The following is a 20,096-nucleotide window of genomic DNA, read 5'->3' as shown; positions in this document are numbered from 1 at the left end:
GTCCGGCCGGTCAGTCGTCCAGGTCCTCGGGGTCGATGGCGACCCGTTCCAGGCGCAGGGGCTCGGGACCCCGCAGCTTGATCTGTTCGGCCTCTCCCAGCTCCATGTGGGCACCCGCAATCACCGCCTCAATGGGCAGTTCGCGGCCGTCGCGCTCGACCAGTACGGCGAGCGCGACCGAGGCCGGGCGGCCATAGTCGAACAGCTCGTTCAGGGCGGCCCGAATGGTGCGGCCGGTATACAGGACATCGTCCACCAGCAGGACATGCTCCCCGTCCAGGTCCTCCGGCAGCTCCGAGGGGCGCACCTGCGGGTGCATGCCGATGCGCGAGAAGTCGTCGCGGTAGAAGCTGATATCCAGCCGACCCAGTGGCCGTTCGATCCCCAGACGTTCGCGCAGGTGTTCCGCGATCCATACGCCACCGGAGTGGATGCCGACCACGATGGGGTTGTCGATTCCGCGGGCCTTCAGGTAGTGGCGGGCCTGTTCGGCCATGTCGTCGAGCAGGGTGGGGACGTCCGGGGTCATGATTCGTTCTCCTGAAACCAGCCTTCGAGAATGACCGCGGCTGCATGGGCGTCCAGCCCCGGGTCGTTGCGTCCCGGCCGGCGGCGTTCGCGGGCCAGGTGGGATGTCAGGTGCTCGTCGCACCAGTATACCGGTTGCTGGTAGCGCTCTTCGAGCGTGCGGGCGAAGGCGCGTATGCGCTTGGCCAGCGGGGTTGGTTTGCCGTCCGCCTGCGTGGGCCAGCCGACCACGAATCCTTCCGGGTCCCAATCCGCCACCAGGGCGTCCAGCGTTGACCAAAGATTGGGGGCATCGGTGGGCATGGTTCGCAGGCCGCGCGCGGAACCGGTGAGTTCCTCGCCCACCGCAATCCCGATGCGCCGCCGGCCGTAGTCGAACGCCAGCAGGCCCATCGTCAGGCGTGGCCGGACGCCGAGCTGATCAGATTGACGTCGATGCCGATCAGCTCCGCGGCGGCCTGCCAGCGTTCGGCACTGGGCCGGTCGAACAGGATATCGGCATCGGCTCGGGTGGTTAACCAGGCATTGTCGGCCAGTTCGCTCTCCAGCTGACCCGGGCCCCAGCCGGCATGGCCGAGAGCGATCAGGACGCGCCGGGGCCCCTTGCCGGCGTTGATCGCCTCCAGGATGTCGCGGGAGGTGGTGAGTACGATGGAATCCGTGATGGGCTGGCTGCCGCGCCAGGTCTGTTCTGCGGAGTGCAACACGAAGCCGTGTTCGGGTTGCACGGGGCCACCGCGGTAGACGGGAATCTCGGGGAGGTCCTCGCCGGGTTCCAGCTCCACGTGTTCCAGTAGCTCGCGTAGCGAGAACTCGGTGGGCTGGTTGATCACCAGCCCCAGCGCGCCCTCTTCGTCGTGATCGCAGATATAGGTGACCGCATGGCTGAAGTAGCCATCGTTCAGGCTCGGCATGGCGATCAGGAAGTGATCGCGCAGGTTGTCGGGCTCGTGGCGAGGGGTCGTTTGCGTCATATTGTCAGTATCGATGCTGACCTGGCGTGCCGCAAGGACGCTTGGAGCGGGTCTGCCTTGCGTTGAGACCCCAGGGCCGAACTGGATTAACGGACCTGTTCCATCTGATCGCGGCGGAATGCCCAGGTTCGAGTAATGACCAGCTCATCGTATTCCTCGCGCATTGCCTCAGTGAACGGGGCGTACGGTGCGGCCAGTTCCACGATACGGATGGCAGCCTGATCCAGCACCGGCTCGCCAGAGCTGCGGGCGATCTCGATATTGATCAGTTCGCCCTCAGGGTTCAGGCGCACCGAGAGCACCAGGGTGCCCGACAGGCCGCGGCGGCGGGCCTCGTCCGGATAGTTCAGGTTGCCGAGGCGCTCGACCTTGTTGATCCAGGCCTGTAGGTAGGCGGCCTCCGGTGCGCTGCGTGCCGCCAGGCTGTCCAGATAACGCGTGCGGTTTGCGCGAGTGGAGAAGGTCTGGCGTTCCTCGGCCGGGGCGGCGCGGGCACTCTCCAGGCCGCGATTCATCAGGGTCGCGGCGGAGGGTTGGTCCTCGGCATCGGGCGCTTCCAGCGGTTCGGGGTCGGCCACCTCGGGCGGTGGGGCCCGGTCGTCCTCGGCCTCGGCCGTCACCTGCTCCGGCTCTGGCTCGGGTTCCGGCAGCGCTGGGTCCATCACCAGTGGGCCCGCCTCCGGGAGCGGGGCATCCAGGCCTTCTGGCTCGGGCTCGCCGACGCCAGCATCCTCGGCCTCGGGGGCCTGTGCCTCGCGGACTTCCTCGCCCTCGCCGCTGGCGGCCTGATCCTGGGTGGCGATGTGTTCCACCGCCTCTTCGGGTTCCGGGGGCGGGGCGTCGGGATCGGTAACCCAAGTGATATCCAGGGGTTCTCGGGTTGGGCTCTCGATCGAATCGACGGCAAATCCAATGCCCAGGATGATCAGGGCATGTGCGACGATCGCGAGGAAGATCATGGTCCCCAGGTGATCTTGCACGCGAGGGATTTCCGGCGAGAATGCGCTTCCCGGTGACGGGTCGGGGGTGGTTTTGGCGGTCATGCCCGCTCCAGCCGACTCGCAAGGTGGGTCGGGCAGGTGCGGTTGTTACTGGCGCTAGTGGCGGACATGGCGCTGGATTCGCGGGTCGGCGAGGACATGGGCGGTCAGTATACCGGTCAGGCTGCCGGTGATCAGGGCAGCAAGCAACAATGGTGGCAAGACGAACGGGAGGTTGGGGTGGGGGATGATGACCATCCAGGCCAGTAGGAACTGACCAGTGATATGGGCCATCGCGGCGGCGATCGCCAGACCGACCGGGCCCACGTGGCGTGGCGCAAGCGGACGCAATAACGCCAGGATGGCCAGGGTGGCCACGGCCCCGGCGATGGAAAGCCAGAAGGTTGGACTTAGCAACGTCCCCAGCAAAAGACTGCTGCCCACCACCCGGATCAGCGTGACCGCGACGGCCGCGCGCCAGCCCAGGGTGAGCAGCGCGATCAGCGTGATGATGTTGGCCAGCCCCGGTTTGAGGCCGGGAACCGGGCTGGGGATGGCGGCCTCAAGGATCTGAATCCCGATGGCGATGGCGGCCAACGCCGCGATGGCGCGGTCGTGGCGGGTGAGGCCGGTGTGCGGGTCCGCGCTCATGGCCGGCGTGTTCATCCGCACCTAGCTAGTAATGCATGCTGTCGAAGCCCGGCTCCGCACCCAGCACCTGCAAGGTCAGGCGGTTGGGCAGGCTGACGGCGACATCGCCGTGGGCCTGCAGCCAGCCGCTAGACTCGCAGATGTTCTGGCGTCCCGGAGAGTCGGCACAGCGCGCCCGGCCAGGTTCGATCTCGACGCGGGTGATCCCGGCGGGACCCTGGATCTCCAGAACCCGGGCGCGATCCAACGGCTCATGCTGGGTGGCCGCTCCGGCCTGGCTAATGACGAGTAGACGAGCATCCCCGGAGGGGCTGTAGGTTAGCGTGAAGGCCGCGACCACGACCGTGGTAGCCGCGGCCCCTATCAAGACGTCGCCCCAGCGCAGCAGGCCTTGTTTCATGGGAGTTCGCGTACCACGAACGGTTCGTGGTCTCGGCTGGGTTGAACGCGCTCGGCCAGCCCTGGCGTTGCCTCGATGCGATCGTCCAGCACCACAAGGGCGTGTTCGATCCCCATTTTCTGGGCGTACTCCAGCCAGGCATCGGGTCCGGCGATCATCAACGTGGTGGCGGCCGCGTCTGCCAGTGCCGGGTCGTGGTGGAGTACGGTGGCGCTTTCGATACCCTGGCTGGGACGACCGGTGCGCGGATCGATCACGTGGTGGATGCGCTCGCCCTCCCATTCGTAGCCGCGCTCGTAGTCACCGGAGGTGAACAGGGCTTCTCCGGCCTCCAGCTCGATACTGCCCAGAGTGCCGCCATGCGGGTGGCGGATGCCGACCCGCCACGGCCGGCCCTGTGGGCGTCCGAGCGTCATCAGGTCACCGCCGGCATTGAAGATCGCCGCCTCGACGCCGAGCTCTTCAAGCAGCTCCAGGACGCGCTCCACCGCGAGGCCCTTGGCCAATCCACCAAAGTCGAGCTGCAGGTCCGGGTGGGTGCCGCGCAGGCGCACCCCGTTGCGCTCGATGTCCTTCATGCTGGGCGGATCGTCCAGCAGGTCGTCCAGGGTTTCCTGGTCCGGGGGCGGACCTTCGGGCTCGTCCTGGTGGAAACCCCAGGCGGCGATGAGTTTGCCCAGCGCGGGGTTGAACAGCCCGTCGCTCAAGGCCTCCATCTCGCGGCCACGCTCGATCAGTGGCAGCACCGAGGGTGGGGCGCTGAATTCGCCCTGCAGGGCCAGCAGTTCGTTGGTGCGTCCGAGCGATCCGGGCTCCCAGGCGTGCCAGGATTGATGCAGCACCTCCAGTTCCTCCTGGACGGCCGCCTCGATGGCCTCGATGTCGTACTGGCCGGCCGGGTACAGGGTCAGGTCCACCAGGGTCCCGAAGGCGTAGAAGCCGAGCGCTTCGGTATCGGGTTCTTCGCGTCCGCAGGCGGTCAGCAGGAGGGCTGCGAAAAACAGCGTCAGGGTGCGGGTCATCAGGGGGTGCATGCCGGTCATCCTTCGCTCGGTCGGCAGAGGTAGTCGATGTACTGTCCGGCCAGGTCGTGGCCGCCCGCGGCGTCCAGTTCGCGCACACCGGTGGGACTGGTGACGTTGATCTCGGTGAGGTAGTCCCCGATCACGTCGATGCCGACGAAGTCCAGGCCCCGGGCCTTTAGCTCCGGGGCGATCTCGTCGCAGATCCAGCGGTCACGCTCGGTTAGCGGTCGGGCCTCGCCCCGGCCGCCGGCGGCAAGGTTGGCGCGGCTCTCGCCCTCCGCCGGGATGCGCGCCAACGCGTGGTCGTAGGGCTCCCCGCGGATCAGGATGATGCGCTTGTCGCCAGCGGTAAATTCCGGAAGGAAGCGTTGTGCGACCACACTGCGCTGGTCGAACTCGGTGATGGTCTCGAGGATCACCGAGGTGTTCGGGTCGCCCTGGCGCACGCGAAACACCGAGGCCCCGCCCATGCCGTCCAGGGGCTTGACCACGATATCGCCCTGGACCTCAAGGAAGTCGCGGATCCGGCTGCGGTCGCGGGTGATCAGCGTGGGCGGACAGCACTGCGGAAAGTGGGCGGTAAAGGCCTTCTCGTTCACGTCCCGCAGGGCCTGGGGGCGGTTCGACACCCGCACGCCGTCGCGCGCGGCGAGATCGAGGGCGTAGGTCGCGTAGACAAACTCGAGGTCGAACGGCGGGTCCTTGCGCATGAGCAGCAGATCGAAGCGGCTCGCCGGGCCGCTCTCGACGTCGCCCAGCGTAAAGAAATCGGAGTGCGTGTCGCGCACCGTGACTGGCCGGCTGCGGGCAGCGGCCCGACCGTCCTCAATCCACAGGTCAGCGGGCTCCAGATAGTGCAGATGGTGGCCGCGGGCCTGGGCCGCAAGCATCATCGCGAAGCTGGTGTCCTTCCACGGTTTGATGGAGCCGATCGGGTCCATCAGTATGGCAATGTTCTTGGTCACGTTGCCTCGTTTGTACGCAAAGTCTCGGGGAAGTATGCCATGCAGGTTGGGGGTGGGGCGGCCTCTCGCGGCGACGCGGCGGCTATGGCGCTTGCGGCCCGCGCTGGGCAATATCACAGTGTGCTGTTTGTCACACGGCCCCGGTTCCGCTAGATTCGGGGCGAAATGACCTCAGGGGGAGAAGGTGTCTAACGCGCTTGCCGAAGCGGACTCGGCCACCGAGTTTCAGGGGCTCAAGGTCATGGTGATCGATGACAGCAAGACCATTCGGCGCACGGCCGAATCCTTGCTGCAGAAGCACGGGGCCGAAGTCATCACTGCCGTGGACGGCTTCGAGGCGCTGTCCAAGGTGGCCCAGTCGCGCCCGAACATTATCTTCATCGACGTCATGATGCCGCGTCTGGATGGCTACCAGACCTGCGCACTGATCAAGAATAACAAGCAGTTCCGCGCCACGCCGATCATTATGCTGTCGAGCAAGGACAGCGTGTTCGACAAGGCGAAAGGCCGCGTTGTGGGATCGGAGGATTACCTCACCAAGCCTTTCACCAGGGATGACCTCCTGGGCGCCATGCGTCAATACGCTAGTCCGGCGGCATGACGCACCCCGTCACTATCAACAAGGAAAGACGAACTCCATGGCTCGCATTCTGATCGTTGACGACTCGCCGACCGAAATCCATGTCCTGCGCACAATGCTCGAGAAGCATGGCCATTCGGTGACGACCGCCGAGAGCGGTGAAGACGGAGTCGCCGCGGCCAAGTCACAGGTCCCGGACCTGATCCTCATGGATGTGGTGATGCCGGGTCTGAATGGTTTTCAGGCCACGCGTCAGTTGTCGCAGGCCGATGAGACCGCGGACGTCCCTGTGGTCGTGGTCAGCACTAAGGATCAGGCGACCGACCGTGTGTGGGCGATGCGTCAGGGCGCCCGCGACTACATCACCAAACCGGTTGTCGAAAAGAACCTGCTCGAAACCATCGGGAAGTATCTTTCGGCATGAAGACCGACCTGTCCTCGCCATTTGCGCTGCTCGCGAACCTGGATCGCGAAGGGCGCCGCGTGAATCGCGAACTGCGGCGGGATATTGGTACGGGTTGGCGTGGGGTGCTTCTGCGCGTTGGGGATTTCCGTTTTCTGGTGGATATGGATTCCATCGCCGAGGTCACCGACCCAATGGCGCTGACCCGGGTCCCACTGGCGGATTCGGCAGTGCTGGGTGTTGGCAATCTGCGTGGGCTCGTTTTGCCGGTTTTCGATTTGGGCAAACTGCTGCTGGACCGCCCGCTGTCGGATGACGCGACCGGACAGCGTGTGGTAGTTGCTCCGCAGGGCCAGGGTATGGCCGGGTTGCTGGTCAGCCAGGTCGAGGGGATGCGCCGCTGCATTCCGTCGCAGCGCCGTCTCGAAGTCTCGGTCCCGGAGGCGGCGCGGCCGTTTATTACCGGCGGGTTCGATCTTGGTCACCGGTTGCATCCGGTGCTGGATTTGGATCTGTTACTTAATGATAACAATCGCTTTTCCGGCCTGGGCTTGGCCGGGACATCCAATAGCGAACAGCCCTCAGTTGCCGTCGGATGACGGTGGTTGCGGGGCTGCGACAGGGGGTATGAACTGATGGGATCGAATCGTCGCGCACGCAATCTTTTCCTTGGGGGGCTGCTGGTACTGGCTCTGATCGCGACGGGCGCAGCATTTACCTATCACGAGTACGAGCAGAGTCAGTACCGTGACCGCATCGCCCTGGCTAACGATCTGCGCCTGCTATCGCAGCGGTTGGCGACCAGTTCCCTGGAGGCGGCCGCAGGCTCCGAGCAGGCCTTCACCGACCTGCGGACCCTGCGCGACGAATTCGAGACCCGCCTGGGGCGCATCCGAGAGGGTGGCGAGGGGCTGCAGCCGCTGCCCGAGGCCCTGCAAGACGATATCGCGGAAGTCGACCGCGAGTGGTCGGCTTACCGTGACGAGATCAACACGGTCATCCTGGGGCGCTCGGATATCCAGTTGATCACCGAGTTCTCCGACGCGGTGGCGGCCTTCTCCCCAGAACTTTCCCGTTTGTCCGACGACGTGGTGCGGCGTATGACCCAGATCGGCGAGCCGGCGGATCAGGTCTACGTGGCGGCGCGCCAGACGATGCTGATCCAGCGTATCGCCAACAGTCTGGGCCAAGTGCTTCAGGGCGGTGCCGAGGCGGCTACTGCGATCGAGCGCTTCGAGCGTGACGCCACGTTGTACGGACGTGTGTTGGACGGCCTTATTGAGGGGTTCGTCCCGCTGGGCATCGAGGCCATCGATGATGACCAGGCGCGTGCGACGTTGCAGGAGATCGCCACGCTTTTCGTGGCCTTCAGTGAGGCCGTCGAAGGGGTGCTGGACACATCCACTCAGGTGTTTGAAGTCAACGCAGCAGCCTCCAATGTCGAGGCCCGCAGCGGGGGCATGCTCGAGACGACCGGCGAGTTCGAGAACGCGATCGCCCGCGAGGCTGAGCAGGCCGGGGTTATTGCCGGGATCGGTTTCGCGCTGGGTGGCCTGGCGCTGTTGCTGCTGATCGCGATGGGGCTGTTCCTGTACCGCGATACCAAGCGCGAGCTGGCCGAGACCGAGGCGCAGAACGAACGCAACCAGCAGGCGATCCTGCGACTGCTCGACGAGATGATGAATCTCGCCGACGGTGACCTCACCGTGAACGCAACGGTGACCGAGGACTTCACCGGGGCCATCGCGGACTCGATGAACTACGCGATCGAGAACCTGCGTACCCTGGTTGCGACGATCAACACGGTGTCGGCCGACATCAGCGAGTCCTCGGCAACGACTCGTTCCCAGGTGCTCGGTCTGGCCGAGAAGTCCGAAGAACAGGCGCGCGAGATCCAGCGCGCGGACGATGCGATCGACGAGGTGTCGCGCTCGGTCGACAAGGTGGCGCAGGATGCCGAGCAGTCGGCCTCTGTGGCACGTAACTCGGTGGAGATCGCGTCCCGCGGGGCGGGCACCGTGCGCCGTTCCATCGAGGGTATGGACAGCATCCGCGAGCAGATCCAGGAGACTGCGAAGCGGATCAAGCGCCTGGGCGAATCCTCGCAGGAGATCGGCGACATCATCGGCCTGATCAATGACATTGCCGAACAGACCAACGTGCTCGCGCTGAATGCGGCGATCCAGGCGTCCGCCGCGGGCGAGGCCGGCCGCGGTTTCGCAGTGGTGGCGGACGAGGTCCAGCGCCTCGCGGAACGTTCCTCCAGTGCGACCCGTCAGGTCGAGGGTCTGGTCAAGGCCATCCAGGCGGATACCAGCGAGGCCGTCAGCTCCATGGAGCAAAGTACCGCGAACGTGGTCCAGGGGGCCGAGCTGGCCCAGGCCGCGGGCGAGGCGCTGTCCGAGATCGAACAGGTTTCCGCCGACCTGGCCGACCTGATCGACGGCATATCCTCCTCGGCGCGCAAGCAGTCCGAGATGGCGCAAGACGTGACCTCCATCATGGCCCAGATCCGCGAGATCACCTCCGAGACCACACAGGGTACCCAGTCCACGGCGGCCGCGATCGGTGATCTGGCGCAGCTCTCGGCCCAGCTGCAGTCCTCGGTATCGGACTTCAAGCTGCCGGCTCCTGGTGGCCTGGTCGATGCCGCGGACGACGTTTCTGAAGCGGTGGACCCCGATCCCGACGCCGGCGCGGATCCTTCCGACGAACAGCGGGCCTGACGGCGGGCCGACCCGATGGCATCCAGCGCACTGAACTGGGTCCGTGACGAACTCGACAAGCTGTTTGTCGAGGTCCAGGACGCATTGCGGCGGTACTCGGACGACCCGTCCTGCGGCGATTGTCTGGCCGAGGCCCGCAGCCGGGTCGAGCAGATCCGCAATACCCTGGTCATGGTCCAGGTCGAGAGCGTGGTCCTGATCTGCGACGAGATGCTGCAGGTCCTGGAACAGCTCGAACAGGCGGACGAGCCGAACGTGGCGGCGACCGAGCCGCTACTGCGGGCCGCGCTGCAACTCCCGGATTATCTCGAGAACGAGGGCGATGGCGAACTGCCCTCGCCGATGATCCTCGTACCGCTGCTGAACGAGCTTCGCAGCAGCCGTGGCGCCTCGTTACTGCTGGATGTGGCGGCGTTGATGCCGGACCCACAATCGGTGGATGATGCCCGCGTGGGCTCCGGCGACGAGGTGCTGGAGCCGGTCGCCCGAGTGCCGGTACTGCAACAGGCGCGACGCCGTTTCCAGCGCGAACTGCTGGAACTTGTGCGAGGTGACGATGCGACCACGCCGGCTGGGCGCTTGCAGGAGACCGCTCGTGTGGTCGAGGAAGCGGTTCCGGCGGGCGAGGCCCGCCGCCTGTTCTGGGTGGCGGGTGCCGTGCTCGAAGCCATCGCCCAGGGCGGGGTCGAAGCCGATACCGACGTGCGTCGACTGATCGGCCGGATTGATCGCGAGCTGGGTCGTTACCTCAGTGTTTTGATTGCTCACGTTGAGTCGTCCGGTGACGGGTCCGAGCCCGAATACGAGGCCCCGGCCGCGCTGGTCAAGACGCTTTTGTTCCACGTGGCCTGTGCGACCTCGGAAGGTGAGCAGACCCTGGCCGTGCGCGAGGTGTTCGGGCTGGATAGCCTGAATCTCGACGAGGAGAGTGGTGTCGGGCGTTCGGTTTACGACAACCTGCGTCAGGCCTTGGAAGACGATCTTGCCGAGGTGCGCGAGCGCCTTGATGTCCTGATGCGCTCACCCGTCCGGGGGGCCGAGGACCTCGATAACCTGCGTGAACAGGTTGAAAGGATCGGCTCGACCCTCAGTCTGCTGGGCCTGGATTCCGGACAGGACCACACGGATGCCCTGGCGGCCTCACTGACTCCTGAGCGTGCCGGCGAGGCGGACGAACAGGTCGACATGGTGCTGGCGGAGCACCTCCTGGCCCTGGAATCCCTGTTGGAATCGGGTCTGCGTCGCAAGAGCACAAGCCCCACGCCTCAAGCCGAGTTTGATCGTGCCCTGGCGGTGGCGGTGTACAAGGAGGCCTTGGTTGACGTCCGCCGGGTTCGTGACCTGTTTCTCGGGTTCCTCGACGCAGGTCCGGAGACCTCGGGTGATGGCCTTGACGAGGCCCGAGAGGGTCTGCGCCGTATCGAGGGGGCGATGTCGATGTCGGGCTTCGAGGCCCTGCACGCCCTTCTTGGCCCGCTGATTCGACATCTCGATTCCCGTGTTGGCATGGCTGCGACCGAGCTGGATGCGGGCGAGATTGAAGCCCTGGCCGAGGTGCTCAGCAGTATCGAAGTGGCGCTGGAGTCATCCGGTCAGCCGTGGCGCGAACTGGACAGTGTCCACGAGCGTGGGATTGCAGCGCTGCAGCGGATCGGCGCCATCTCCGGTGGTGACTCCGAGGCTGAAGGGGAACCGCTGCAGGACCTTGCGGCAGCCGACGACCACGATGTTGGCTCCGCGTCGGCACTGGATGCCGGGCTTGATGCCCCGCTCGATGCCGGGGCGCCGGAAGAGGCTGCGGACGACGCGGCGCATGAGCAGGGTTTGTACGACGTGGCTGCTACCTCCAGCCCGGTTCCGGCGGGTGGGCGCGATTCGCTCCCATTCGATGACACCGTGCTGGCGGAGCAGGTTCGTGGCCCGGATGTGGACCCGGAGATCCTGGAGATCTTCCTCGAGGAAGCGGACGAGGAGGTGGCGAGCCTGGGCGAGCACTTCCCGCGCTGGCAGACCAATCCGGCCGACTTGGAGACCCTTTCGGTCATTCGGCGGTCGTTCCATACGCTAAAGGGATCCGGCCGTCTCGCCGGCGCCCTGCGCTTGGGGGAGTTTGCCTGGGCGCTCGAGTCCTTCCTGAACCGGTTGTTGGACTCGGGCCACGAAGCGGATCACGCAACCCTGCAGGTGATCGAGGATGCCATTGGCGTCCTGCCCGGCTTGGTGACCGAGGTCCGTGACGATACCGGTCCGGATACCCCGGTGCTGGATATCGCGTTGCGACTCCGGGCCCTAGCCAGTGGTGACGTGGCCACCGACGCCGAGCCCGAGGATGACGCCGCCGCCGAGCGTTTCGCACCACCAGGGGCGGAAGAAGATTTCCTGGCCTTGGCGCGCACCCTTGATGGGCTCGATGCACCAGAGCCTGCCGAGCCCACCGAAGCGACGGAGATCGCGGAGGAGGCGGCTGCCGACTCTTTCCTGCAGGAAACGGGCGCCTTCGTGCCGGACTTGCCACCGGAAGAGGCGTCCGAGTCCGAAGAGGTAGCTGCCTCCCCATTGGACCTCGAAGACCTTGAGCTCCCGGCTGATGCGCTCGACACCAATGAAGAGGTGCTGAGCGAAGAGCTGGAAGAGCTCGCGACCGCCGGGATCGAGGTCGGCGACGAACCGGCTGATCTCGATGAGGAGTCACTCGCAGCCGTCGGGGCCGTCGACACGGGGGAGCCCGAGTCCGAAATCGCCCGCATGGAAACGGACCCGCAGCTGTGGCAGGTCTTCTCGGCCGAGGCGCAGGTTCATCTGCTCACGCTACGGGGCTGGCTGGACGAGTCCCAGTGGCGGCCGGACCGGATTCCGAATCACGATCTGGAGCGCGCGCTGCATACCCTGAACGGGAGCGCGCGGACGGCCGACATTCGGGGGATCTACTCGGTTTGTGGGCCGTTTGAGCGCCTGATCCGCATCCATCGTGACATGGAGTGGGCATTGCCCACCCAGGCCATCGAGCTGTTGCGGCAGTTGGAAGGCTACGTGGCCGACGCGGTGGGGGACGAGGAGCCCGATCCACGCAAGGTGATGGACCCACCCCCTTGGGCGCCCGAGGTCTATTCCTTGCTGGATCATGCGACGGCCGAACAGTTGTTGCGGGCCGAGGAGGATGCGGGCGAAGAGGATGCGCCGGAATTCGCGGGACCCGGTTTCGCCGGCGACGAGCCGGCTACGCCAGCCGCCGAGGCAGAGTTCGAGATTGACTGGGAGTTTGCCGAGGTCTTCATCGAGGAGGCCCGCGATATCCTCGAGGCGGCCTTTGCCGCCCTGGGTGGCTGGCGCGAAGCCGGTGGCCGCCCCGGACCCGACCAGAACACCTTCCAGCGCGAACTGCATACCTTGAAGGGCAGTGCCCGCATGGCCGGCTTCACCGTGGTCGGGTCCGTTGCGCATGCGCTGGAGAGCGCGCTGAGCGTCGAGACCGAGACCGGTCTGGAACCCCGCGACGGTTTCTTCCAGCTCGCCGAACGTGCCCTGACCGACGTCCAGCATCTGGTTGAACGGGGCGTGGGGGCATGGCAGATGGACGAGTCTGCCAGTGAATCACTGCCGGCCCTCCGGGCCTGGGCGGCCGGAGAGTCCGCCGAAGGGGCCGACGCCGAGTCGGATGTGCCGTCGGGGACAGCGGCCGAATTTGAAGATCCGGTGGCGAGCGATACCGGGGATGAGGATGCGCGGCCGACGCAGGTGCCGAGTGCCGCTGGGGATCAGCGTACCCACGAGGCGCCCGAGGCAGAAGGGCGCCGCATCCAGGACCAGGTCCGCATGGATGCCGAGGTGCTGGACAGCCTGGTGAACAATGCCGGTGAGCTGGCGACCTTCCATCGGCGCTTCGAACAGACCGTCGGGCGCGTCGAAGGTCAGGTCGACGAGCTGGAGCGCACCATCGCCCGCTTGCGTGACCAGCTGCGCAAGCTCGAGATCGAGACCGAGGCGCAAATCCTGTTCCGGGTGGAAGAAGAGAGTGGCGAAGAGGCCCTGGACTTCGACCCGCTGGAGATGGACCGATATTCCGGCATTCAGCAACTCTCGCGCGCGCTGGCGGAGAGTGTCAGTGACCTCGAGGCCCTTAAGCAGGAAGTGGGCGACGAGCTGCAGAATGCCGGTGGCATCTTGTTGCAGCAGCGGCGGGTGGGTACGGATCTCCAGGATCAGCTGATGCGTCAGCGCATGGTCCGTTTCGCCCGCATGGCGCCGCGTCTACGTCGAGTCGTGCGGCAGGCGGGGGAAGACCTGGACAAGCCCGTGCGTGTGGAATTTACCGGGCAGGGCGCCGAGCTCGACCGCGCCTTGCTGGAACGGCTGGTGTCGCCGCTGGAACACCTGTTGCGCAACGCGATTGCGCACGGCCTCGAGTCGCCGGCTGAACGCGAGCAGGCCGGAAAGCCCGCGCAGGGACAAATCGACGTCAGCCTGGAACAGTCCGGAAGCGAGATCCGGTTGCAGGTCACCGACGATGGCAAGGGCATCGACGCCGAGGCCATTCGTGCCCGTGCCGTGGAGCGTGGACTCATTGCGGCCGATGCCGAGGTGAGCGATCCCCAGGCGTTGCAGCTCATCCTGCAATCCGGATTCTCCACGGCCGCCGAGGTCTCGCATGTCGCGGGCCGTGGTGTGGGTCTGGATGTGGTGAACAGTGATGTAAAGCAGCTGGGTGGGACGCTCGACATCCAGTCGACACCTGGAAAGGGCTCCCGCTTTACCATGCGTTTGCCGTTTACCCTGGCCATTTCTCAGGCCCTTTTGGTGCAGGTGGGCGAGGAGACCTTTGCGGTCCCGATGGCCTCGGTGGAGGGCGTGGTCCGGGCTCGAGCCGAAGAAATCGATCGGCGCGACGGCGAGGCGACGTACAACTATATTGGACAGGACTATCAGGTCCGTGGCCTCGGCGACCTGATGGGCGTCGAGAGCCAGGCCGGCGTCGAGCATTTCCCGGAGCACCCGTTCCCGCTGCTGCTCGTGCGAGCGGATGATCAGCGCGTTGCCCTGCGCATTGATGGCCTGCTGGGTAGCCAGGAAGTCGTGGTGAAGTCTGTGGGACCGGTATTGAGCCGTATCCCGGGCGTGGCCGGTGCCACACTGCAGGGCGATGGTTCGGTGATGTTGATCCTGGATCTCAGTATGCTGGTGCGCTTCGCGGCTGCAGCGGCGTCGCTGCCGGAGGCGGCGCAGCCGGTGATCGAGACCCATAGCGTCAAGCGCATCATGGTGGTGGACGATTCGATCACCATCCGCAAGGTCACGGCCCGCCTGCTAAGTCGTCATGGCTACGATGTGGTCACTGCCCGCGACGGCCTTGACGCGATCAGCCTGCTCGACGAGCGGCGGCCGCAGCTGATCCTGCTGGACGTCGAGATGCCGCGCATGGACGGCTTCGAGTTTGCCTCCCATGTGCGTGACCATCCGGATTTCGGGCAGGTGCCGATCATCATGATTACCTCGCGTAGCGGAACCAAGCACCGCGAGCGGGCAAACCGTCTTGGGGTCAATGGCTACCTCGGCAAGCCCTATCTGGAAAATGACCTGCTGAACGCGATCCGCGAGCAACTGCATGAGGTGCTGGCATGAGCGAGGAAGGGCAGACCGGAGCGGTCGAGGCCGTGATCGTTCAGCTGGACACCGGGTCCATCCTGTTGCCGCGCAGTGCCTTCCTTGAGGTGACGACGCGTACCGGTGCGGTGGAGCAAGCTTCGGAGCACTCGGACATCCCGTGGCTGGAGCCAAGCCTGGTTTGGCAGGATGTGCGGGTGCCGGTGGTCAACGTGAACCAGTTGCTGGACTCGGAGCGTGACAGTGGCGTGGATCGGGCCCGGTTTAGCCGTTTGCTGGTCATGCAGGCGGTGATGCAGCCGGATCACCTGCCCTTCTACGCGTTGGAGGTGCGGGGGACCCCGCATCCGGTGCAGATCACCCCACAGAACATCTACGCCCTTGAAGATGCCGAAGCGACGCCCTGGTCCTGGCGGGTCAAGGCCTCCGGCGTGACGACCCACTTGATGCGGCTGGATACCCTGGAGCAGCGTCTGCTGGAGCTCGTCGAGACGCAGCCGGCCTGATCTTCGGGGTACGTAACGCGGTCAGGTCGTGCGGGTGTTCCACTATCCCTGGAGGTCGCCAAGGCGCGCCTGAACCAGCGTGATCAGGGCGATCGTCGCTGTCTCGGTGCGCAAGGTTCGCGGCCCCATCCCCACGCCAAGAAAGCCGCTCGCCTGGGCCTGCTCGTGTTCCTCGGGCGTGAGTCCTCCCTCCGGTCCGATATACAGCGCGATGGATTGAGGCGCCGATTCGAGCGCTGCGAGGCGGCTTTCCAGTCCCGGTCCACCCTCTTCTGCGAGAATGCGAACCCCGTCGGTAAGGCCCGCGAGGGCGACCCCTGGTTCCGCTGCCTCATGCAACTGCGGCAATTCGTTCCGGCCACACTGTTCTGCCGCAGCTTGCAGGATGCCGCGCCAGTGGCGCTGGCGTTTCTGCAGGCCCTTGTGGGCGGCGGCCGACCGCGAACGCTCACAGAGCACCGGCCGAATGGATTGCACGCCCAGCTCCACGGCCTTCTGAATGGCGAGGTCCATGTGATCCCCACGGGCGACGCCCTGAAGCAGATGCACAGGAAAGGCGGGGTGGCTAGGGTCGGCGGCACGCGGGCCGAGATGGAAGGTGCCGTGGCGACGATCGGTTAGTTCGAGTGTGGCCTCGAACTCGTTGCCGTGGCCGTCGAAAACGCGGCAAGGGGCACCGCTTTTCAGGCGCAGGACCGTAGTGGCGTAGTGCAGTCGATCTTGCGAAGCGGGGAAGGACTGCCCCGCGGCCAGTGCCTCGTTTTCAAGCAGTAGCCGGGGGCAGCGCATATCACTCTACTTCCGATTGTTGAGGTCCAGGGCCTTCCAGATCTGTTCGGTCGGTCCGGCCTGGTTCATCGAATAGAAGTGGATACCCGGGGCGCCCTTCGCCAGAAGGTCGTCGGTCAGCCGCGTGGCGAGCTCGATGCCGAGCTTGCGGATCGACTCCTTGTCATCACCGTAGGCCTCCATCCGCTTGCGGATGTAGCGCGGGATCTCGGCCCCGCACATCTCGGAGAAGCGCACGATCTGGGTGTAATTGGTGATCGGCATGATCCCGGCGATGATCGGGATATCGATGCCCATCTTCTGCACCCGTTCCATGAAGGCCACGTAGGCATCCACATTATAGAAGTACTGGGTGATTGCGGCGTCGGCGCCGGCGTCCACCTTGGTCTTGAAATTCTCGAGGTCCTTCTCGGCATTGGGTGCCTGTGGATGGAACTCCGGATAGGCCGCCACCTCGATCTTGAACTGGTTGCCGAACTCGGCGCGCACGAACTCGACGAGCTCCGAGGCGTAGCGGAAGTCACCGCTGGCGCGGCTGGTGCCGGACGGCAGGTCACCGCGCAGGGCGACGATGCGTTTCACACCGATGTCGCGATAGGTCGACAGCAGGTCGCGCAGCTCGTCCTTGGATGAGGAGATGCAGGAGACGTGCGGGGCGGCCGGAATGCCGTCGTGGTCGATGATGTCCTTGACCGTCTCCAGGGTGCGGTCGCGGGTGGAGCCCCCGGCGCCGAAGGTGACGGAATAGAACTCGGGATTCAGGGCGCCCAGGCGCTTGCGGGCCTTGGCCAGCCGTTCGGCCCCGGCCTCGTCCTTGGGCGGGAAGAATTCAACGCTGTAGACGCGTTCTTGTGTAGACATGTTTGTCCTCCAGACAAAAAGAAGGCGGGCCGCACGAACATGCGGCCCGCCTCGGCGTTCACATTAGCAACGAATTGAAATGTGAGGCTGGCCGATCAGTAGCGGTAGTGTTCCGGCTTGAACGGGCCATCCGCCGACATACCCAGGTACTTGGCCTGATCGTCGGTCAGACGGGTCAGGTTGGCACCCAGCTTCTTCAGGTGCAGCTGCGCGACCTTCTCGTCCAGGTGCTTCGGCAGCACGAAGACGTTCTTGTCGTACTCGTCACCCTTGGTCCACAGCTCGATCTGAGCCAGGGTCTGGTTGGTGAAGGAGTTGGACATCACGAAGCTCGGATGACCGGTACCGCAGCCCAGGTTCACCAGACGGCCTTCGGCCAGCATGATGATCCGGTTGCCGTTCGGCAGGATGATGTGGTCAACCTGCGGCTTGATGTTCTCCCACTCGTACTTGCGCATCGCGGCCACGGCGATCTCGGAGTCGAAGTGACCGATGTTGCAGACGATGGCCTGGTTCTTCATGCGGGTCATGTGATCTTCGGTGATCACGTCCTTGTTACCGGTGGCGGTAACGAAGATCTCGGCCTTGTCGGCCGCTTCTTCCATCGTGACCACACGGAAGCCTTCCATGGCGGCCTGCAGGGCGCAGATCGGGTCGATCTCGGTGATCCACACGGTGGCACCAAGGCCGGCCAGCGACTGGGCGGCACCCTTGCCGACGTCACCGTAGCCGCAGACCACGGCGATCTTGCCCGCGATCATCACGTCGGTGGCGCGCTTGATGGAGTCCACGGTGGACTCGCGGCAGCCGTACAGGTTGTCAAACTTGGACTTGGTGACCGAGTCATTGACGTTGATCGCCGGGAAGGCCAGTTCGCCGTCTTTCGCCATCTGGTACAGGCGATGGACACCGGTGGTGGTCTCTTCGGTCACGCCCTGGATCTTGGCGAGCTGCTCGGAGTACCAGGTCGGCTGCTTGGCCAGACGATCCTTGATCGAGGCAAACAGGGCGACTTCTTCTTCGTTGTCCGGGTTGGAGATGACGGACTGGTCCTTCTCGGCCTTGGCGCCGATGTGCAGGAGCAGCGTGGCATCGCCACCGTCGTCCAGGATCATGTTGGCGCCGCCGTCGAATTCAAAGATACGGTGGCAGTAGTCCCAGTACTCTTCCAGGGTTTCGCCCTTCACGGCGAAGACCGGGGTGCCGTTGTCGGCGATTGCGGCCGCGGCGTGGTCCTGGGTGGAGTAGATGTTGCAGGAGGCCCAGCGCACGTCGGCGCCCAGGGCTTCCAGGGTCTGGATCAGGACCGCGGTCTGGATGGTCATGTGCAGGGAGCCGGCAATCTTGGCGCCCTTCAGCGGCTTGGAGGCCGCGAACTCTTCGCGAGTCTGGACCAGGCCAGGCATTTCGGTCTCGGCGATCGCAATTTCCTTGCGGCCGAATTCGGCAAGGTTAATGTCCTTGACGACGTAATCGGTCGTTTTCTTGTCGTTCATCACAGCATTCATGGATTAACTTCTCCGTTTATCTGGATGAGCGCCGTGTGCATTTTTCAGGGGACATCCAGCTGAGCCTGACGGTCGGGCCGCTGCAGCGCTCCTCAGCCGGATGGGTATTTCGCTTACCAAATTTCGGGTGCTTTTAGAGGCCCGCCATCTTCTTAAGTTCCTCGGCCTTGTCGGTGCGCTCCCAGGGGAGGTCGACGTCCTCACGACCGAAGTGACCGTAGGCGGCAGTCGCCTTATAGATCGGGCGCAGCAGGTCCATCATCTGGATCAGACCCCACGGACGCAGATCAAACACGTCGCGCACGAAGCCTTCGATCTTGCGATCGTCGACCTTGCCGGTGCCGAAGGTGTCGATGGTGATCGAGGTCGGCTCGGCCACGCCGATGGCGTAGGAGACCTGGATCTCGCACTTGTCGGCCAGGCCGGCGGCGACGATGTTCTTGGCCACGTAGCGGCCGGCGTAGGCGGCGGAGCGGTCCACCTTGGACGGGTCCTTGCCGGAGAACGCGCCACCACCGTGACGGGCCATGCCGCCGTAGGTGTCGACGATGATCTTGCGGCCGGTCAGGCCGGCGTCGCCCACCGGGCCGCCGATCTCGAACTTGCCGGTCGGGTTGATGTGAATCTGATCCTTGGAGACCTTGCCCAGCCACTCGGTCGGCAGGACCTTCTTGAAGATCTCTTCATAGATCGCTTCCTGAAGATCTTTCTGCGAGATCTCGGGGCTGTGCTGGGTGGACAGGACCACCGCGTCCAGGCCGGCCGGCTTGCCGTCTTCGTAGCGCAGGGAGACCTGGCTCTTGGCGTCCGGACGCAGCCACGGCAGCTTGCCGCTCTTCATCAGTTCGGACTGGATGCGCACCATCTTGTGGGCGTAGAAGATCGGGGCAGGCATCAGGGTATCGGTCTCGCGCGCGGCGTAACCGAACATCAGGCCCTGGTCGCCGGCACCCTGGGTGGCGCGGTCGGAGACGTCGCGGTCCACACCCTGAGCGATGTCCTTGGACTGTTCGCCAAGCACGTTCAGCACGGCGCAGGTCTTGCCGTCGAAGCCGACGTCGGAGTCGTTGTAGCCGATCTCGCAGACGGTCTCGCGCACCAGGCTTTCGTAGTCGATCTGCGCGCCGGTGGTGATCTCGCCCAGCAGCATGACCATGCCGGTCTTGGTGGCGGTTTCACAGGCGATACGGGCGTGCGGGTCCTGCTCGATGATGGCGTCGACGATGGTGTCGGACACCAGGTCGGCCATCTTGTCGGGGTGACCGGCAGAGACAGATTCCGAAGTAAAGATGTAGTCGTTGGACATTAAGCGTTTCCTTTTGGGTCGGTTCTATTTAGTTTTGCGCAAAACGAACTCTAGTGTAACGCGACTCGCCGGAATTTTCTAAGCCCCTCCCCGGCAATGGTGGGGGCATCGCGACCTGCGCCAGCGGCAAGGCCGCAGCGTGGCGCGGTCTGGGGCCGACTTGCCCCGCTGCTCGAAAGTGGCCAAAATGCATCGCCTTTGATGGGAAGCGCTGCCCGCTCTGCGCTCATGTGGCAGGAGACGAGAGCGCTTCCGCAGGCTGCTCGGGGCACGCCGCGCCCCTGGAGCGCCGGCAG

The 20,096-nt window shown here is 65.0% G+C and carries 18 protein-coding genes and 1 riboswitch; of the genes, 6 read left to right on the top strand and 12 right to left on the bottom strand.

Features of this window, described 5'->3' with window-relative positions:
• Positions 1 to 10: 10 nt before the first annotated feature.
• The 8 genes from pyrR to gshB all read right to left on the bottom strand — a co-directional run bounded on the left by pyrR (position 11) and on the right by gshB (position 5,523).
• Positions 11 to 529, bottom strand: a complete 519-nt coding sequence (gene pyrR, locus F462_RS05285) for a bifunctional pyr operon transcriptional regulator/uracil phosphoribosyltransferase PyrR (protein ID WP_038052159.1) — start codon at positions 527 to 529, stop codon at positions 11 to 13.
• Positions 526 to 921, bottom strand: coding sequence for a Holliday junction resolvase RuvX (gene ruvX, locus F462_RS05280; RefSeq protein ID WP_038052157.1), 396 nt, complete (start codon positions 919 to 921; stop codon positions 526 to 528). The genes pyrR and ruvX overlap by 4 nt, the downstream gene beginning before the upstream one ends.
• A gap of 2 nt (positions 922 to 923) precedes the next feature.
• Positions 924 to 1,502 carry a YqgE/AlgH family protein gene (locus tag F462_RS05275; RefSeq protein WP_018142248.1) on the bottom strand — a complete coding sequence of 193 codons (579 nt, stop codon included), beginning with the start codon at positions 1,500 to 1,502 and terminating at the stop codon, positions 924 to 926.
• Positions 1,503 to 1,588: 86 nt separating this feature from the next.
• Entirely contained in the window at positions 1,589 to 2,461 is an 873-nt protein-coding gene (locus tag F462_RS05270; protein ID WP_244270878.1) for a cell envelope integrity TolA family protein, read from the bottom strand.
• A 138-nt stretch (positions 2,462 to 2,599) separates the two neighbouring features.
• Positions 2,600 to 3,133, bottom strand: a complete 534-nt coding sequence (locus tag F462_RS05265) for a Gx transporter family protein (RefSeq protein ID WP_038052153.1) — start codon at positions 3,131 to 3,133, stop codon at positions 2,600 to 2,602.
• A gap of 25 nt (positions 3,134 to 3,158) precedes the next feature.
• Positions 3,159 to 3,533, bottom strand: coding sequence for a NusG domain II-containing protein (locus F462_RS05260; protein WP_038052152.1), 375 nt, complete (start codon positions 3,531 to 3,533; stop codon positions 3,159 to 3,161).
• Entirely contained in the window at positions 3,530 to 4,567 is a 1,038-nt protein-coding gene (locus tag F462_RS05255) for an FAD:protein FMN transferase (RefSeq protein WP_038054827.1), read from the bottom strand. The genes F462_RS05260 and F462_RS05255 overlap by 4 nt, the downstream gene beginning before the upstream one ends.
• A 5-nt stretch (positions 4,568 to 4,572) precedes the next feature.
• Positions 4,573 to 5,523 (bottom strand): glutathione synthase, encoded by a 951-nt coding sequence (gene gshB / locus F462_RS05250; protein ID WP_038052150.1) that lies wholly within the window; start codon positions 5,521 to 5,523, stop codon positions 4,573 to 4,575.
• 184 nt (positions 5,524 to 5,707) lie between these two features.
• On the opposite strand from gshB, the gene F462_RS05245 reads away from it, so the two are divergent.
• From F462_RS05245 to F462_RS05220, 6 genes are read left to right on the top strand one after another with little or no spacing between them, the layout of a single operon-like run.
• Positions 5,708 to 6,124: a response regulator gene (locus F462_RS05245; RefSeq protein ID WP_038052148.1), complete on the top strand. Its 417-nt coding sequence runs from the start codon at positions 5,708 to 5,710 to the stop codon at positions 6,122 to 6,124.
• Positions 6,125 to 6,161: 37 nt separating this feature from the next.
• On the top strand, positions 6,162 to 6,527 hold the full coding sequence (locus tag F462_RS05240; RefSeq protein ID WP_038052146.1) for a response regulator: 366 nt from the start codon (positions 6,162 to 6,164) through the stop codon (positions 6,525 to 6,527).
• Positions 6,524 to 7,105, top strand: coding sequence for a chemotaxis protein CheW (locus tag F462_RS05235; RefSeq protein WP_038052144.1), 582 nt, complete (start codon positions 6,524 to 6,526; stop codon positions 7,103 to 7,105). Before F462_RS05240 ends, F462_RS05235 begins: the two co-directional genes overlap by 4 nt.
• Before the next feature lie 36 nt (positions 7,106 to 7,141).
• Positions 7,142 to 9,232, top strand: a complete 2,091-nt coding sequence (locus F462_RS05230) for a methyl-accepting chemotaxis protein (protein ID WP_038052142.1) — start codon at positions 7,142 to 7,144, stop codon at positions 9,230 to 9,232.
• Between the two features lie 15 nt (positions 9,233 to 9,247).
• Positions 9,248 to 14,848: a hybrid sensor histidine kinase/response regulator gene (locus F462_RS05225; protein WP_038052141.1), complete on the top strand. Its 5,601-nt coding sequence runs from the start codon at positions 9,248 to 9,250 to the stop codon at positions 14,846 to 14,848.
• Positions 14,845 to 15,336: a hypothetical protein gene (locus F462_RS05220; protein WP_038052140.1), complete on the top strand. Its 492-nt coding sequence runs from the start codon at positions 14,845 to 14,847 to the stop codon at positions 15,334 to 15,336. The genes F462_RS05225 and F462_RS05220 overlap by 4 nt, the downstream gene beginning before the upstream one ends.
• A 42-nt stretch (positions 15,337 to 15,378) precedes the next feature.
• Here F462_RS05220 and F462_RS05215 read toward each other — a convergent pair whose 3' ends face one another.
• From F462_RS05215 to metK, 4 genes are all read right to left on the bottom strand, one after another.
• On the bottom strand, positions 15,379 to 16,125 hold the full coding sequence (locus F462_RS05215; RefSeq protein ID WP_038052139.1) for a 16S rRNA (uracil(1498)-N(3))-methyltransferase: 747 nt from the start codon (positions 16,123 to 16,125) through the stop codon (positions 15,379 to 15,381).
• A gap of 6 nt (positions 16,126 to 16,131) precedes the next feature.
• Positions 16,132 to 16,986 carry a methylenetetrahydrofolate reductase [NAD(P)H] gene (metF, locus tag F462_RS05210; protein ID WP_018142235.1) on the bottom strand — a complete coding sequence of 285 codons (855 nt, stop codon included), beginning with the start codon at positions 16,984 to 16,986 and terminating at the stop codon, positions 16,132 to 16,134.
• A 95-nt stretch (positions 16,987 to 17,081) separates the two neighbouring features.
• Positions 17,082 to 18,494, bottom strand: a complete 1,413-nt coding sequence (gene ahcY / locus F462_RS05205; protein ID WP_038052138.1) for an adenosylhomocysteinase — start codon at positions 18,492 to 18,494, stop codon at positions 17,082 to 17,084.
• 19 nt (positions 18,495 to 18,513) lie between these two features.
• Positions 18,514 to 18,594: riboswitch (S-adenosyl-L-homocysteine riboswitch) on the bottom strand.
• Positions 18,595 to 18,627: 33 nt separating this feature from the next.
• Entirely contained in the window at positions 18,628 to 19,800 is a 1,173-nt protein-coding gene (gene metK / locus F462_RS05200; protein WP_018142233.1) for a methionine adenosyltransferase, read from the bottom strand.
• Between the last annotated feature and the right edge of the window lie 296 nt (positions 19,801 to 20,096).

Source organism: Thioalkalivibrio sp. ALJ1 (assembly GCF_000745395.1).
GTDB lineage: Bacteria > Pseudomonadota > Gammaproteobacteria > Ectothiorhodospirales > Ectothiorhodospiraceae > Thioalkalivibrio.
The sequence above is the reverse complement of the archived record's forward strand: the minus strand, read 5'-3'. Positions and strand labels throughout refer to the sequence as shown.